The sequence below is a fragment of the Bacillus sp. AFS053548 genome (assembly GCF_002575105.1).
Taxonomy (GTDB): domain Bacteria; phylum Bacillota; class Bacilli; order Bacillales; family Bacillaceae_G; genus Gottfriedia.
Genome location: NZ_NUHI01000026.1, coordinates 395,551 through 410,771, shown reverse-complemented (window position 1 = coordinate 410,771; position 15,221 = coordinate 395,551). Strand labels below are relative to the sequence as shown.

At 31.0% G+C, this 15,221-nt stretch carries 18 protein-coding genes; 11 read left to right on the top strand and 7 right to left on the bottom strand.

The genetic code is table 11. The features are described 5' to 3' along the window. Positions 1-100: 100 nt before the first annotated feature. The 4 genes from CN946_RS15470 to phaQ all read right to left on the bottom strand — a co-directional run bounded on the left by CN946_RS15470 (position 101) and on the right by phaQ (position 1,864). Positions 101-289 carry an alpha/beta-type small acid-soluble spore protein gene (locus tag CN946_RS15470; protein ID WP_056474082.1) on the bottom strand — a complete coding sequence of 63 codons (189 nt, stop codon included), beginning with the start codon at positions 287-289 and terminating at the stop codon, positions 101-103. A 90-nt stretch (positions 290-379) separates the two neighbouring features. Continuing rightward, complete coding sequence (locus CN946_RS15465; RefSeq protein ID WP_098861951.1) at positions 380-823, bottom strand: MaoC family dehydratase; 444 nt, start codon at positions 821-823, stop codon at positions 380-382. Between the two features lie 64 nt (positions 824-887). Beyond that, a complete protein-coding gene (locus CN946_RS15460; RefSeq protein WP_098861950.1) occupies positions 888-1,397 on the bottom strand; it encodes a hypothetical protein in 510 nt (169 codons plus the stop codon). 47 nt (positions 1,398-1,444) lie between these two features. Continuing rightward, positions 1,445-1,864, bottom strand: a complete 420-nt coding sequence (gene phaQ, locus CN946_RS15455; RefSeq protein ID WP_098861949.1) for a poly-beta-hydroxybutyrate-responsive repressor — start codon at positions 1,862-1,864, stop codon at positions 1,445-1,447. A 208-nt stretch (positions 1,865-2,072) separates the two neighbouring features. Here phaQ and CN946_RS15450 point away from each other — a divergent pair, with 208 nt between their 5' ends. From CN946_RS15450 to CN946_RS15425, 6 genes are all read left to right on the top strand, one after another. After that, positions 2,073-2,585 carry a polyhydroxyalkanoic acid synthase subunit PhaR gene (locus tag CN946_RS15450; RefSeq protein WP_098861948.1) on the top strand — a complete coding sequence of 171 codons (513 nt, stop codon included), beginning with the start codon at positions 2,073-2,075 and terminating at the stop codon, positions 2,583-2,585. A gap of 21 nt (positions 2,586-2,606) precedes the next feature. Then, entirely contained in the window at positions 2,607-3,350 is a 744-nt protein-coding gene (locus CN946_RS15445) for a 3-oxoacyl-ACP reductase (RefSeq protein WP_098862065.1), read from the top strand. Between the two features lie 62 nt (positions 3,351-3,412). After that, entirely contained in the window at positions 3,413-4,477 is a 1,065-nt protein-coding gene (phaC, locus tag CN946_RS15440) for a class III poly(R)-hydroxyalkanoic acid synthase subunit PhaC (protein WP_098862064.1), read from the top strand. A gap of 135 nt (positions 4,478-4,612) precedes the next feature. Then, positions 4,613-5,833 carry an NAD(P)/FAD-dependent oxidoreductase gene (locus CN946_RS15435; protein ID WP_176547337.1) on the top strand — a complete coding sequence of 407 codons (1,221 nt, stop codon included), beginning with the start codon at positions 4,613-4,615 and terminating at the stop codon, positions 5,831-5,833. A gap of 98 nt (positions 5,834-5,931) precedes the next feature. Further along, entirely contained in the window at positions 5,932-6,600 is a 669-nt protein-coding gene (locus CN946_RS15430; protein WP_098861946.1) for a DUF421 domain-containing protein, read from the top strand. Positions 6,601-6,624: 24 nt separating this feature from the next. After that, entirely contained in the window at positions 6,625-7,131 is a 507-nt protein-coding gene (locus tag CN946_RS15425; protein ID WP_098861945.1) for a DUF3189 family protein, read from the top strand. A gap of 28 nt (positions 7,132-7,159) precedes the next feature. Here the strand turns inward: CN946_RS15425 and CN946_RS15420 are convergent, their stop codons facing one another. Next, positions 7,160-7,639, bottom strand: coding sequence for a spore coat protein (locus CN946_RS15420; RefSeq protein WP_098861944.1), 480 nt, complete (start codon positions 7,637-7,639; stop codon positions 7,160-7,162). 239 nt (positions 7,640-7,878) lie between these two features. On the opposite strand from CN946_RS15420, the gene CN946_RS15415 reads away from it, so the two are divergent. Next, positions 7,879-8,280, top strand: coding sequence for a DinB family protein (locus tag CN946_RS15415; protein ID WP_098861943.1), 402 nt, complete (start codon positions 7,879-7,881; stop codon positions 8,278-8,280). Between the two features lie 61 nt (positions 8,281-8,341). Here CN946_RS15415 and CN946_RS15410 read toward each other — a convergent pair whose 3' ends face one another. Next, a complete protein-coding gene (locus CN946_RS15410) occupies positions 8,342-8,689 on the bottom strand; it encodes a DUF3905 domain-containing protein (RefSeq protein ID WP_098429914.1) in 348 nt (115 codons plus the stop codon). Positions 8,690-8,914: 225 nt separating this feature from the next. Next, a complete protein-coding gene (locus CN946_RS15405; RefSeq protein ID WP_098861942.1) occupies positions 8,915-10,657 on the bottom strand; it encodes a B12-binding domain-containing radical SAM protein in 1,743 nt (580 codons plus the stop codon). 531 nt (positions 10,658-11,188) lie between these two features. Here CN946_RS15405 and mtnB point away from each other — a divergent pair. From mtnB to CN946_RS15385, 4 genes are all read left to right on the top strand, one after another. Then, the gene (mtnB, locus tag CN946_RS15400) at positions 11,189-11,824 is read left to right on the top strand and encodes a methylthioribulose 1-phosphate dehydratase (protein ID WP_098861941.1); all 636 of its coding nucleotides are present in this window, start codon (positions 11,189-11,191) and stop codon (positions 11,822-11,824) included. Between the two features lie 462 nt (positions 11,825-12,286). Next, positions 12,287-12,478 (top strand): aspartyl-phosphate phosphatase Spo0E family protein, encoded by a 192-nt coding sequence (locus CN946_RS15395; RefSeq protein WP_025671755.1) that lies wholly within the window; start codon positions 12,287-12,289, stop codon positions 12,476-12,478. 74 nt (positions 12,479-12,552) lie between these two features. Continuing rightward, entirely contained in the window at positions 12,553-12,999 is a 447-nt protein-coding gene (locus tag CN946_RS15390) for a MarR family winged helix-turn-helix transcriptional regulator (protein ID WP_056474121.1), read from the top strand. A 213-nt stretch (positions 13,000-13,212) separates the two neighbouring features. Next, complete coding sequence (locus tag CN946_RS15385; RefSeq protein WP_098861940.1) at positions 13,213-14,907, top strand: M3 family oligoendopeptidase; 1,695 nt, start codon at positions 13,213-13,215, stop codon at positions 14,905-14,907. Positions 14,908-15,221 lie beyond the last annotated feature (314 nt).

The following is a 15,221-nucleotide window of genomic DNA, read 5'->3' as shown; positions in this document are numbered from 1 at the left end:
TAAAAATTGCTATTTTCTTCCAAAAAAAATTAAAAATAAAAAGGGAAGAATCAAATCTCCCCCAATATTAAGCCATTTTATATAGTTTGTTTTTCTTTAATTATTGACCCTTTAAATGACTTTGCGCTTGAGCAATTAAACGTTTAGTGATTTCGCCACCAACTGATCCGTTTGAACGTGCAGTTGTATCGGATCCTAAAGTTACACCGAATTCGTTAGCGATTTCGTATTTAAATTGATCAAGTGCTTGTTCTACACCTGGAACTAATAATTTATTTGTTCTTGTCATGATTATCTCCCTTTCTGTAAGTAATAGCTTACAATTCTATTTTTTACATTTAGGGTTTTATCATGCTTGGTAAATACAGTCATATTAGGGTTATGTTAACTTTTTAACCAACGCTGATCCTTCAACGACGAGTACATTTTCTTGATTATATACATTCGTTTGGAGCGTTAATAATTTCTTTTCATCTCTTTTACGTACAACACTGACGATTACTTTAATTGTGTCATTAATTTTTACTGGTGCTTTGAAAAATACTTCTTGAGATAGGTAAATGGTGTTTTTGCCGGGTAGTTTTGTACCTAATACTGAGGAAATAAAGCTGCAAATCAACATGCCATGTGCAATTCTTTCCTTAAAGATGCTTTCTTTAGCAAAATCATCTAATAAGTGAATTGGATTTACATCTGTTGAAATTGCAGCAAATTGTTCAATTAACTCTGCAGTAATTTTAACTTGAAGAGTAGCTTCGTCACCAACTGAAATGGAGTCAAAATGAACTTCCTGTACATGTCTTGCACTTTCGAAAACATTCATTTTGTTTCATCCTCTCCTTGATGAAATGTCTAGCTAATCAAGAAAATTGTTTAAGCTATATCGATTATAGTTTTGTAAATGAGAATTCTTGTAAGTTTTTAAACCAATCTTCTTGTGTTTTTTGGAACTGTTGGTACATGTTCGTCCAAGCAGTGTAAGGTGTGTTATTTAATGGTTGTTTAAAAAATTGTTGAAAAAATTGTTGTTGTTGATTTGAAAATGTACTCATAGCTTGAAAAAATGGTTGATATGGGCTTTGATTCATATTTGTCCATATAGATTGAAATGGAGCAAACTGATCAACTAATTTTTTCCAAGTTTTTTCATAAGTTTCTTGATTAATTGTAGGCTTAATTTCGTTTAATAACTTAATCATTTCTTGGAACTGCTCGTAAGACTCTTGTTGTTGTACTTGAACTTGCTCGTTTAAAGTTTTCCATTGTTTTGCTTGTTCTTGAAATAAAGACTCTGTCCATTGTTGAATTTGTAATTGATTATCTAACAAATATTGAAGCATTTTTTGAAAATTCTCAGCTGCAAGTTCAGTTTGTAATTCGATTGTTTTTTCAGTCATTAGTGTTTCCTCCAAAAAAATTTATTATTGAATGCATTACTGCAATTTCAATCATCTTTAAAACTTTGATCAGAGTTGCTAAATGGAAAGAATGAATTTGTGTAAATCGAAAAAAATGTTTGGAGCATCTGATTATATTGAGTAAATGAATTATGACAAGTTTTTAGATATTCCTCTCCAGCATCTGTAATTGAGTAAATTCGCTTTGCCGGACCTTCCATTCCATATTCCCAACTAGATTTAATATAACTTTCTTTTTCAAGTTGTCTTAGAATTCGATAAACATTACTTGAATCAAGCGTAGTAAAACCTAAATCAAATAATACTTGCATTAATTTATAGCCATGCATATTCCATTGCTTAAGGCTAAGAAGTAGAAAGGGAACTAAGAAGTTTTTAGGCAATGTAATCGATTCAGAAGTTTCGTGTTTACTTTTTTTACTTGTTTCCTTTTCATTTGTTGTCATAAAGTAATGTTCCCCCCTATATCGTAGTAATGGAATCATCATCCCTTAGGTGTAATTTACACTTAGTTAAATTTATTGTCAATGTATTTTAAATATAATGAATATTAAAAAACAAATTTCGACAAGGAATGTAGAAATATCGCGAAAACATTGGATTGTTTTGTCGTTAGCTTGTTTTCTATACTTAAAAGTAGTGAGGGGGATTAACATGTCAGAGCAAAATTATTCAGATCCATTAAAAATGTGGAAGCAAATGTATGATGTAAATGAAAAATACTTTGGAAAAATGATGAACGAATATGTTCAGAAAGAAGAATTTTCCGAGTGGATGGGTTCTGTAATAGATTTTAATCTATTCTGTAAAAAGATGTTGAATGATCAATCAAAAACTTTCTTAGAGGCTTCAAATATTGCTTCTAAAGAAGATATCGCAAATGTAGCTAGCTTAGTGATTAATTTAGAATCGAAAGTAGATACATTAGAAGATCAATTATATTTAGATTCCCAACCCGAGTTAGATGTAGCAGCATTAAAAAAAGAGTTAGACATTGTGACAGTTAAACGAGATCTTTCAAAATTGAAAGCTGAAACCAAATCAATTCATCAACAAGTTAGTGAATTAAAGTCCTCAATGGAAAGCATTGAACAACTAAAGTCTTCGATGGCTAATATTGAACAACTTTTACAACAATTAACTACTAAACAACCAACAAAACAATAATTAGTTAAAAAAGGAGAAATGATAATGGATTTAGTAAATCGTGTAGCGATCGTAACAGGTGGAGCAAAAGGGATAGGAAAAGGTATAGCATTTGCTTTAGCAGAAAAAGGCGCAAAAGTTGTAATCAATTATAATAATAGTGAAGCACACGCAAAAGCAGTTGTAGATGAACTTTTTGAAAATGGTTATGAAGCGTTAGCAGTGCAAGCTAATGTTGCTGATTTAGATCAAGCGAAAGCATTAATTGATCGTACGGTTGAGCATTTTGGCCGATTAGACATTATTGTTAATAATGCTGGTATTACTAGAGACCGTAGTTTCAAAAAACTAAGTGCAGAAGATTGGCATGAGGTTATTGATGTAAATTTAAGCAGTGTTTATAACACTTGTAATTCTGCTTTACCATACTTACTTGAATCTGATAACGCTCGTATCATTAATATTTCATCAGTTATTGGTCAGGCAGGTGGATTCGGCCAAACAAACTATTCTGCTGCAAAAGCTGGTATGATTGGATTTACTAAATCATTAGCACTTGAATTAGCAAAAACAAACGTTACAGTAAATTCTGTATGTCCAGGATTTATTGAAACTGACATGGTAAGAGAAATTCCGGAAAATGTACAAGAGCAAATTAAATCAAGAATACCAAAAAGAAGATTTGGTACAGTTGAAGAGATTGCTAAAGCTGTTATTTACTTATGTGAAGGTGGAGAGTACATTACTGGTCAACAGATTAATGTAAATGGCGGACTTTACGTTTAAGTCTTACTTATAGATTACCTTTTTTAAGATCAAAAGGGGGGAAATGTGTGTTTAATTCACAAATGTTAGAAGAAGCTACGGAATCGCTTCCGAGCGGATTAAAAGAATCATACAAAAGATTGAAGAAAACTGCAGATATTCTTATAAAAGAGGGAGAACCTTTAGTAGGTCAATCTCCTAAAGAAGTGATATGGACGAAAAATAAAAGTAAATTATATCATTATATTCCAACTACAAAAAAGGTAAAAAAGACTCCAATCCTTCTTATCTATGCTTTAATTAATAAACCGTATATTCTTGATTTAACAAAGGGGAACTCTTTTGTTGAGTATCTTGTTAATGAAGGATTTGATGTTTATTTATTAGATTGGGGAACTTTTGGCCATGAAGATCGTCATTTGAAATTTGATGATATTATTCACGACTATATTGCAAAAGCGGTAAATAAGGTACTTCGTTTTTCAGGTGCAAAAGAATTATCGATGTTAGGATATTGTATGGGTGGTACTTTAACAAGTATTTACGCATCACTTTATGAAAATGCACCAATTAAAAACTTAATTTTTGTAACTAGTCCATTTGATTTTTCAGATACAGGTTTATATGGTGCATTTTTAAATGAAAAATACTTTGCACTTGATAAAGCTGTTGATACATTAGGGAATATACCTCCTGAGATGATCGATTTTGGTAACAAAATGTTAAAACCAGTTACTAATTTTGTTGGACCTTATGTAACATTATTGGATCGTTCTGATAATACAAAGTTTATTAAATCATGGCAGTTAATGCAAAAATGGGTTACAGATGGTATTCCATTCCCAGGTGAAGCATATCGCCAATGGATTAGAGAGTTTTACCAACAAAATAAATTATTAAGCGGTGACTTAGAAATTAGAGGAAGAAAAGTAGATGTATCTAACATTAAAGCTAATGTTTTAAATATTTCTGCTACTAAAGACCATATTGCGATGCCTTGCCAAGTTGAAGCATTAAATGAGCATATTTCTAGCGTAGATAAGCAGTATGTTTCGATTCCATCGGGCCATGTATCAATCATGTTTGGAGCTGTTTCATTAAAAACGACATATCCTACAATTGGTAAATGGTTAGCTGAAAGATCATAATTTCAGTAAATTTCTAGAAATCCATTCACATTAAATATTATGTTAAAAAATCTCACTTATAAAAAGGTGGGATTTTTTTTATTCAACTGACAAAAACTACCTTAAATATGATCTGAAGAAAGGAGAATAGAAGACGTGAAAAGTATTAGCGGAGCCTTATATTGGCCAACGACTTACACTGATTCTCATTCCGAACTCGAAAATATAAAGCCACTCGATGAAGATTTAGATTGTGATTTTGTAATAGTTGGCGGTGGTGAATCAGGAAGTTTATGTGCATATTTCTTAAGTCAAACGGGTGCTAAGGTCATTTTATTAGATAAGCGAAAAAAAGTTGTACAGGGAAGTACTAGTGCAAATACGGGGCTCTTACAGTATACAAATGACAAATCTTTAAATTCATTTATTAATTCATATGGAAAAGAAAAAGCTGTTCGTCATTATCAATTATGTGTAGAGGCAATTAAAGGCATTGAGGAAATGTCAAAAACAATTGAAATTAATCCAGATTTTATAAAAAGAAAAAGTTTATACTATGCTAGTAATTTAGATGGTAAAGAAATGATTGATTTGGAATATAAAACATTAAAAGAAAATGGTTTTAATGTTGAACGATATACAAAATCGCAAATTGAAGAAAAGTTTAATTTTACAAAGGAAGTTGCACTTTTCACAGGGGATGACGCTGAAGTAAATCCATATAAATGCGCACACGGCTTACTTTTATATGCTCTGAAACGAGGATTAAAGGTGTATTCGGATACAGAGGTAACACGGATCATCGGTACAGATGAAGGGGTACAACTATTTACTAAAAATAAACATACTGTTCGAGCAAAAAAAGTTATTTTTGCTGGAGGTTATGAATCATTAGAGGTAAAAAGTGAGAAAAATGCAGTTTTAACTTCGACATTTGCGATTGCAACTCAACCTCTAGTTGAGAAAAACAATGCATGGTATGAAAATTGTTTAATTTGGGAGACGGCAAGACCATATTTATATCTTCGGACTACAGTTGATGGGAGAATAATTGTTGGAGGACTTGACGAACCTACAATAATACCAGAAAAACGTGAATCTATGTTATTTCATAAAAAAGAACAGCTTATAAAAAATTTAATAGATTTATTTCCTCATTATAAAGATGCTAATCCAGAATATTATTGGACAGGTACATTTGGAGGAACTCATTCAGGCTTACCAATGATTAGACAATACGCTGAATATCCTAATTGCCTTTTTTTAATGGCCTATGGCGGCAATGGAACGGTTTATAGTTATATATTAGCTAAAATATTAAAAGATCTAGTTACTGTCGGGTTTCATCCAGACGCACATATTTATATGGATCATTAAATTTTAATTAGAATGTTAATCAATTACCAATTTTATGTATAAAAAGAGTAAAGTAGTAAGAAAATTTAATAGGTAATAAAAATATAGGAGTGTATTACATGAGTTACCATGAAATGTTTACTGAGTTGTTTTTAGGTTATATAGCTCTTTTTATTGTCGTTAAAATTAATGGGAAAACACAAATTACGCAAATAACACCATTTGATTTAATTTCGTCACTAGTGTTAGGAAATATCCTAGGAGATGGAATATATGATAAAGAAGCAAATCTACCAAAAATTCTTTTTAGTATTTTTGTTTGGGGTGCATTAATATTTGTAACTGAGGTCTTGACACAAAAATCACTGTGGGCTAGAAAGTTCTTAGAAGGTGATGCTTCAGTTGTTATTAAACACGGAGCAATTCAATGGAAAGAATTAAAAAGAAATCGGTTGGACACTGACCAATTGATGCAATTACTAAGAGCAAAGGATACTTTTGCAGTCAGTGAAGTTGCATATGCTATTTTAGAAAATGACGGTACGATTAGTGTCTTGAAGAAATCAAATTTCGACACGCCTACTAAACAGGATTTAAAAATTCAAATGGAGAAGGAATTTTTACCTGTGGTTGTAATTAGTGATGGAAAAATAATTAAAAGGGCTCTTAACTCGTTGAAAAAAGATGAAAAGTGGGTTCATAAAAAACTTTCTGAGTCAAATTTATCACTTAAACAAGTATGCTTTGCAGAATGGGATTCAAAACAATTACATTTACATACGTATTAATATAAAAATTTGAGGATGAGATAGATGAAATATTATATTTATTACTGTTTTGGAGGTACACATTCTTCACCTTTGGCTGCTGCTTATCATTTAAAGCAATTACCACTTGATCGCCAGCCGACAACGGAAGAAGTAAAGAATACTTACTTATTTAATAAACTAAAACCAAAAGATGGTGGAAAACTATTTTATCACGGTGAAGACGAAAATGGGGACCAAGTGTATACAGTAGCAAAAAGATATACCAAAAATGTGCCGACAGCGATCGAAGGTTTAGGAAAAATCTTATTAAATGAAGAAGATAAAATTATTTTATCAAGTACATCGCCAACAGTACCATTAGCTATGACTTTAGGTGGTTTTACATCAAGATTTTTACATATCGATTTTATTGGGGTTCCATTACTCGTATTAGGGGCTAAGCAAACTTATCTAAATTTGATAAAATTAGTTGAAAATACGAAAAGATATCATCACATAGCAGCTGAAAAGGTCACCGACTTATCTAATAAAAACTTCAACAAAGATTAAAAAATGGACGTTCTATTACGTCCATTTTTTAATACGACATATTTATGACATCCATAGCTTTTTTAGCATCGTTTTCGATTAACTTATTAATATTAAATACGGAATATTGACCTTGTTTTGATAAATAGCTAAAAATTTGAACATGCAAATTGTTCACCGACACTAGTTGCTTAATAAATAAATTACTTAAGTCAAGAGTAGCGGTTTCTGTAAGTGCATGCGCATACATTTTTGTTAATACTTTTGTTGCTGATAATAAATCTTCTGCACTCATTTCGCTTGCTAATTTATCGCTTTCTGCATCCCTTTCCCCAATCGTAATATTGCTCATAAATTTTAGTAAATCCCGTAAGTTATTTTCAAATAATGTAATAGAAGTTTTATATAATTCCTTTAATCCTGAATCTGTTATATTTTTTATATTTGTTTTAAGCTTATATAAATAGTAGGTAGTTGTAGCAACAATTTCATGTAATTCTAAGGTTTCATGCCAAGCCAATGTTCTCATTATTTTCCCTCCTCTATTGTACAAGTCTATTCAGTAGGAAAGGGTCATATGACGGATAAAATAAGGTAGAGGCCAAGCAGGAAAGGAGGAAAAGGGAAAAAGGTAGAAATTATTGAGGGATTGATCGAGAACTTAAAAATTCCGATTCAAAAAAATTCCGCCATTCTTTTCCCACCCAACTTATGTATATAGAAAATGTGATTCATCAATTGAGTTTATGTGTAAAGAGTGTTTTAGAAATGATTGATTTAATTAATGAGGAAGATTTAAAATTTCGACCAGTAGAAGATAAGAAATCGATCGGGGAGTTAGTTCAGCATCTGTGTGAGCTTATTGGTGCAGATATGGAAATTATGAGAGGCGTTAGTCAAGAAATGATGGTAAATTACTATACCGAGGTTGAATGTAAATCACTAGTTGATATGAAAAGATTATTACAAAAAAACTTTCATGAATTAAAGGAAGTCTATTTTAATATGAAAGAAAATGATTTAGTTGAAAAAACTACTTCATATTGGGGTCTACAATATTCTAAATTCGAATGGTTATTAGAGATTTTAGTCCACTTCACACACCACAGAGCGCAATTACATATGCTACTAGTCCAAAAAAAGGGCGATATTAATATCGCACTTTTTTAAGGACGAAATAGGGGATAGAAGAAATGATACTTTCTTCCTATCCCCTAGATCTTGCACATAATCAGTCTTTCGTTTCGTGCTGTGGATGCATAAATTGTTTAGCAGGTTGTTCTCGTTTTTTTGATTCTAATAGGTCTGTGTTTTCTGCACTTGCCCAACCAATATCATTTGTTGGATGAACCCATTCGTCGCCTGCCATAACTGATGGATCAACATCGTCAGACCAATTATTTATTGGAGAGTTAGGAGAGCTATACTTACTATCTCCAATTACTACACCCTTTGAATTTACAAAAGGTTCTTCCATTTTAATGTCTGTCCCTTTAAAAGAAGGAAAATTTGAAATATGAGGTAAAGTATCATTCATTACCGGTGAATCGATTTCAGTTTTCTCATTTTTTCTCTTCATTATATATCACCTCTACTTACAAATTATTATTTGCTATTTAGTAAATTCAATACAAAAGGACTATATTAAAAAATATTGTCCTTTTCAGAGGGGTGCAATAGAGTAGTAAGTGGAAATCAACCTCACTAAACTCCTTTTACGAAAATTTGATAATTTAATAAATAAGGTTGTTTTTCAAGAGTATGAAAAAGGACAATATCCAAAATGAATATTGTCCTCTTGTACTTATACTTCAATTGTAAAAAATGAAGGCGATAATGTTTTAGGTGAGAAATAAACTAGCATCGCATAATTACCAGTTCTATATTCTCCAGTTAGTAAGAAATGTTGGATATTAAATGAAAGTGATTCAATCAATGTGTGCTTATAAATTTCTTTTTCATTTAAATTAAGTGAAATAAAATCTGAACCTAAATATTCAGGATTTTCGATAATTCGTTTATAAATATCCTTCGCAAAATCATGATTTGTTACTTCGTCCCACCAAGGTTTACGCGGTTTATATTTATGATTTAAGTAATAATCAATTTTCATAATATCTTTAACGATCGTATCGTTTTTAATTTGGTATTGAGTTAAAAACTCATTTAGACGCTTAAATAAATCTTCAAGCTGGTGGCCGATTCTTGACCAACCTCTTTCTTCCCAATATGAACCAAATAGTTGGAAGAAATCAAATGGACTTTCAAACTCATTTTTAATTAAATATTCAATTGTACTATTTGTTCGATGGTCATTCCAATATTTTTCGAGTACGTCTTCAACTTGCTTAATTTTTACAATATCATCGAATGATAGTACATTATTACTTAAAATTTCATACGGAGCATAATCCATATATACGTATTCATGTTCATGCGCTCTTAAACGTACTCCAGTGCCTCTTAGCATTTTTAAGAACCCTAGTTGCAGTTCTTCTGGCCTTAAAGCAAAAACGTCATTGAATGTTTGACGAAATGAATTGTAATCCTCTTCAGGTAAACCAGCAATTAAATCTAAATGTTGATCTATTTTTTCGCCATCTCGTACAAGAGTGACAGTTCTGCAAAGCTTTTCAAAGTTTTGTCTTCTCATAACTAGTTCGTTTGTAGCATCATTTGTAGATTGAACACCTATTTCAAATCGGAATAAGCCTTTAGGAGCATTTTGATTTAAAAATTCGATGACTTCTGGTCGCATAATATCACCAGTAATTTCAAATTGGAATACTGTTCCTTCAACATGTTCGTCGATTAAAAATTGGAACATATCCATTGCATAACTACGACTTATGTTAAAAGTTCTGTCTACGAATTTAAACACCTTCGCTCCGTTTGCCATAAGGTAACGAATATCATCTTTGATAACCTCTCGATTAAAATATCGAACCCCAACTTCAATAGAAGATAAACAAAACTGGCAATTAAATGGGCAACCTCGGCTTGTTTCGATATATTGAATTCTTTTACTTAGAAATGGTAAATCTTCTTTAAAGCGATAAGGCGATGGAATAGTTGTTAAATCTAATTTTTCGGTCTGTGGTTTAATGATATTTTTTCCTTCATCTCGATAACCAATGCCATTTATGGTAGTGAAATCATTCCCGTTTTCAATAGCATTAATTAATTTCTTAACAGTAATTTCTCCTTCACCAATCGTAATGATGTCAATTTCCTTTACGCGATCTAACCAATAATTCACATCATAGCTTACTTCTGGCCCGCCAACAAAAATAATAACTGAAGGATCTATTTTTTTATACATACGAATAACTTCAATTGTTTGTTCGATATTCCAAATATAGCAGCTAAAGCCAAGTATTTTTGGCTTGCGTTTATATAAGTCTGTGATGATGTTAAGACTTGGGTCTTTAATTGTATATTCTGCAAGCTCTATATCATATTCAGGCTGAGCATACGCTTTAATGTATCGAATACCCAAATTAGTATGGATATATTTTGCATTTAATGTTGCTAAAACAATGTTCATTTATATACCTCGTTCTAAATTATTATCGATTTATTTTATCATAAAATAATGAGATTACTAAATTTTCAAAAGCGAAATAGAAAATGAAGGAAGAAAAGAAGCAATCCAAATATCAAATTACTTATTTATTAGGGTATTTTAGTCCCTCCTAAAGTGATTTCCTCTAACTGAAACTTGCCAGATTTTATAGTAGATTTTCTTCACATTTTTATAAAAAAGACATATGATTTACTAAATACAAAAAAGTTTCCCTAGGGAAAGAAAGGATAAACAAAATGAGTAAGAAAGTTTTATTTTTCACTTATTTGTGTAATAAAATAGGAGTACTGTCAAATCAGGATGTAAAAAAAGTAATAAATCATTAATTACTATCAAAAATGGATAAAAGTTGTAGAAAATTGATGATTGTTCATTTACTTAGAACTATTGACAATGAAGACCGACACATGACATAATTTTATTAAATAGTATGAATAGTTTGAATTTTTAACGGTGTCCAAATAGATAGTCTAAATAAGTGGAGGTGTAAATATGAGTTTATTTTTAGAACAATGGAAAAAACTTGCGAATATTAAATGTGATTTGGCTAAAAGAGATTGGTTTTATGGTACGAGTGGAAACTTGTCTATGAAAATTTCAGACGATCCATTATTATTTCTTGTAACAGCTGATGAGAAGGATAAGAGAGCACGCTGTGATGAAGAATTTATAGTAGTTAATAATCTTGGTGAACCAGTATTTGATACGGTATTAAAGCCATCACTTGAAACATTGGTTCATGCAAATATTTACGAAAAAACATCTGCTAGTTGTGTGCTCCATGTACATACTGTAGATAATAATGTTATTTCTGAATTATTTGGTGATGAGGGGCAGGTAGAACTTGAAAATAATGAAATGATTCATATTTTAACAAGTTCTTATTTTGAAAATAAAATAACAATTCCAATCATTGAGAATGCGCAAGACATGGAAACTTTTAAACGTGCATACACTCCATTTTTAACAAAGGATTTTGGGGCTGTTCTTGTTAGAAATCACGGGATCACTGTTTGGGGAAGAAGTCCACTAGAAACGAAGAAGTGGCTAGAAGGAATTGAATTTTTAATAAGTTATAAAGTAAAACTAATGATGATTCAAGGTCATAGATTAAAAGCAGGCAACTAAATACAATCAAAAAAAGCTGAAATAGTAGTGGTAAATAAATTCCATTACATTTCAGCTTTTTTATTTTATAATAAAATTATACTATTTTTTAAAAGTGATCATTTCTAGTCGGTTTTGCTAAATAAAATTTTTTAGAGAATACTGTATTTAAAGGAATTGAGCAATACTATTTGTTCATAGCTACTATTTACTAAACCTTAGAAAAAAGTGTCTATAGAATTTCACTTAAATCAAAATTAATCATTTTAAGCAGGATTTAATAAAAAGTCGTCTAATTTATAAGTAAGAACGATAGAAAAAAGAGCTATTTCATAAAATAAATAAACCTACTAAGTAATTTTGCTTAGTAGGTTTCATATTGTATCTATTTTAAATAATTTAGATAGAATGAATAATAGAAATTAATTCGATTATGAATGAAAAGGTTTGTTAAAAAACATCCTGTAGAAGGGAATCAGTCTAATGAATGAATATCAACTCAGCCGTTTATTATTATCTATTTCATTAAAAAGGGAAGAAATGGTATTTTTTGCGGAAACTAAAGGGTTAAACGAACATTTGACCTTAAAGGCCAGTCAAGAATTGGACGAGTTAATTATTTCATACCAAAAAAAATTGCTATCGGAATTAAATAAGTCATTTTCATTGAAATAATCTTAAGATTGATTAATAAGTGTAAAATAATAATATAGAATGAACTATGTAAAAGAAATTGAAGGGGTATTATTATGGAAGAGACAAATAGAAAAGATATAGAGCTTTCTTTAAAGCTATTTATTGTATTATCGCGAGCTCATAGAAAGATAAATGATTCTGCAAACAAATCAATTGCTAGTTTTAATTTAAATCCAACTGAATTTGCAGTGCTAGAGCTCTTGTATCATAAAGGGAATCAACCACTTCAACATATTGGAGAAAAAATATTAATTGCAAGTGGCAGTATTACTTATGTTGTAGATAAACTTGAGAAAAAGGGTCTAGTTTATCGAAATCCTTGTAGTGCAGATCGTCGCGTAATTTATGCAGAAATAACTGAAAGTGGAAATAAACTGATGGAAGAAATCTTTCCTGTGCACGAAGAATTTTTACATGAGCAAATGAGTGATTTATCTAATGAAGAAAAAAATTTCCTAATTCACTTATTGAAGAAAATTGGATACCATGGATCTAACTAAAAAAGCTCTCATTTAATGGAGCTTTTTTTATTTTTAATCAATTATCCTTTAAAAACTACTTTTTATGCTGCTAAAAAACTAGTTCTTCTGTAATACAATTTTTAGGTTCTAAGTAAATAATTTTTAAATTTTCAGAAATTTATTTAGTTTTAGGTTTTTTTACAGGAAGTTTTTTTATATAATAGCAATATCACAAAAAATGGAGGGATTAACATGGGTTTTCAAGATTACCAGTATTCTAGACCAAATATTAAGAACCTTGGGGAACAATTTAAACGTTCACTACAAAATTTTTATGATGCTTCAACGGTCTACGAACAAGAATTAGCAATGAATGAAATCAATGATTTAAGAAATGAATTTTCAACAATGGAAAATTTATGTGCAGTTCGCCATTCAGTTGATACAAACGATAAGTTTTATGAGGATGAGCAAGCGTTTTTTGATGAGAACACTCCAATTGTTCAGTCATATGGGCAACAATATTATAAAGCATTAATCGGTTCTCCGTTTAGAGAGCAACTTGAAGAAAAATATGGCCATCAATTATTTGCTTTAGCGGAGTGTGAAGTGAAAATTCTAAGTGAAGAAGTAATTCCGGATTTACAGGAAGAAAATAAACTTACGACTGAATACGCTAAGTTAGTAGCGGCTGCTAAACTTCCGTTTTATGGTGAAGTGAAAACGTTAGCACAAATTTCAGCACATTTCGAGGATAAAGATCGAGAGGTTAGAAAGACAGCTTACGATACATACTTTGGATACTTCTCGGAGAATCAAGATAAATTTGATGAGATTTACGATAAATTAGTAAAAATCCGTACTCGTATTGCAAACAAGCTTGGTTTCTCAAACTTTATTGAACTAGGATATGCTCGTATGATGAGAACGGATTACGATGCAAATGATGTTAAGAAGTTTAGAGAGCAAGTTCTTGAAACAATTGTTCCAATCGCTACCGAATTAAGAGAACGACAAGCTAATCGAATTGGTGTAGAACAACTTTATTACTATGACGATAAATTCGAATTTGTAACGGGTAATGCAACACCTAAAGGTAATCCTGAATGGATTATTGAGAATGGTAAAAAAATGTATGATGAATTATCGAAAGAAACAAGTGAATTTTTCAATTTTATGTTAAAGGAAAATTTGCTAGACTTAGTTGCTAAGGAAGGAAAACAAGGTGGGGGATATTGTACTTATATTCCAAACTATAAAGCTCCTTTTATTTTCTCGAATTTCAACGGAACATCTGGTGACATTGACGTATTAACACATGAAGCTGGTCATGCATTCCAGGTTTATGAAAGTCGAAAATTTGAAACACCTGAGTATAACTGGCCAACTTTTGAGGCGTGTGAGATTCATTCAATGAGTATGGAATTTTTCACATGGCCTTGGCAAGAAGAATTCTTTAAGGAAGATACACAAAAATATTATTTTACACATTTAAGTAGTGCAGTTACTTTTATTAGTTATGGTGTGGCAGTAGATGAATTCCAGCATGAAATCTACGCAAATCCTGATTTAACACCTGAGGAACGCCACGGACTTTGGAAGAGCATAGAAGAAAAATATTTACCTCATCGAGCAAATGATGGAAATAGTTATTTAGAAAAAGGTGGTTTATGGCAAAGACAAGGGCATATTTACCAATCACCATTCTATTATATTGACTATACATTAGCTCAAATTTGTGCGTTACAATTCTGGAATAAAATGCATGAAGACCGAAATTCAGCTTGGTCCGATTATGTTGGACTATGCCAATTAGGTGGCAGTAAATCATTTTTAGGCTTAGTTAAAGAGGCTAAACTTGAATCTCCATTTAATGATGGCTGTATTGAGGAAACACTAGAACCTGTTAGGAAATGGCTAGCAGGAGTTAACGATCAAAATTTATAATGAATTACTCCGACTTTTTAAAGGTCGGAGTTTTTATATGGGTAGAAAAGATGAAGATATGATTCTTGTGAAGTTCAAATAACAATGAAACCAAAAAGAGAAAGAAGTATTTTCTTTCTCTTTTTGACTTGTTGGAAAAAGTGGTCGTCAATTAATCAAGTAATGCCTGCTACGAGTATGGCATTTTTACTTTGATATTAACCATTTATCAGCAAAGTATTTTCAGTCAACCCTAACTTAAGGATTGTCATGCTTCTTTGTTTTTAAGTAAAGAACAGTTCATTAACAACTGGAATAAATATTAGCATTAATAA

Coding starts and splice junctions, on each gene's coding strand:
- CN946_RS15470 (WP_056474082.1), bottom strand. CDS start 289: ATGACAAGAACAAATAAATTATTAGTTCCAGGTGTAGAACAAGCACTT.
- CN946_RS15465 (WP_098861951.1), bottom strand. CDS start 823: ATGAATGTTTTCGAAAGTGCAAGACATGTACAGGAAGTTCATTTTGAC.
- CN946_RS15460 (WP_098861950.1), bottom strand. CDS start 1,397: ATGACTGAAAAAACAATCGAATTACAAACTGAACTTGCAGCTGAGAAT.
- phaQ (WP_098861949.1), bottom strand. CDS start 1,864: ATGACAACAAATGAAAAGGAAACAAGTAAAAAAAGTAAACACGAAACT.
- CN946_RS15450 (WP_098861948.1), top strand. CDS start 2,073: ATGTCAGAGCAAAATTATTCAGATCCATTAAAAATGTGGAAGCAAATG.
- phaC (WP_098862064.1), top strand. CDS start 3,413: ATGTTAGAAGAAGCTACGGAATCGCTTCCGAGCGGATTAAAAGAATCA.
- CN946_RS15430 (WP_098861946.1), top strand. CDS start 5,932: ATGAGTTACCATGAAATGTTTACTGAGTTGTTTTTAGGTTATATAGCT.
- CN946_RS15425 (WP_098861945.1), top strand. CDS start 6,625: ATGAAATATTATATTTATTACTGTTTTGGAGGTACACATTCTTCACCT.
- CN946_RS15420 (WP_098861944.1), bottom strand. CDS start 7,639: ATGAGAACATTGGCTTGGCATGAAACCTTAGAATTACATGAAATTGTT.
- CN946_RS15415 (WP_098861943.1), top strand. CDS start 7,879: ATGATTGATTTAATTAATGAGGAAGATTTAAAATTTCGACCAGTAGAA.
- CN946_RS15410 (WP_098429914.1), bottom strand. CDS start 8,689: ATGAAGAGAAAAAATGAGAAAACTGAAATCGATTCACCGGTAATGAAT.
- CN946_RS15405 (WP_098861942.1), bottom strand. CDS start 10,657: ATGAACATTGTTTTAGCAACATTAAATGCAAAATATATCCATACTAAT.
- mtnB (WP_098861941.1), top strand. CDS start 11,189: ATGAGTTTATTTTTAGAACAATGGAAAAAACTTGCGAATATTAAATGT.
- CN946_RS15395 (WP_025671755.1), top strand. CDS start 12,287: ATGAATGAATATCAACTCAGCCGTTTATTATTATCTATTTCATTAAAA.
- CN946_RS15390 (WP_056474121.1), top strand. CDS start 12,553: ATGGAAGAGACAAATAGAAAAGATATAGAGCTTTCTTTAAAGCTATTT.
- CN946_RS15385 (WP_098861940.1), top strand. CDS start 13,213: ATGGGTTTTCAAGATTACCAGTATTCTAGACCAAATATTAAGAACCTT.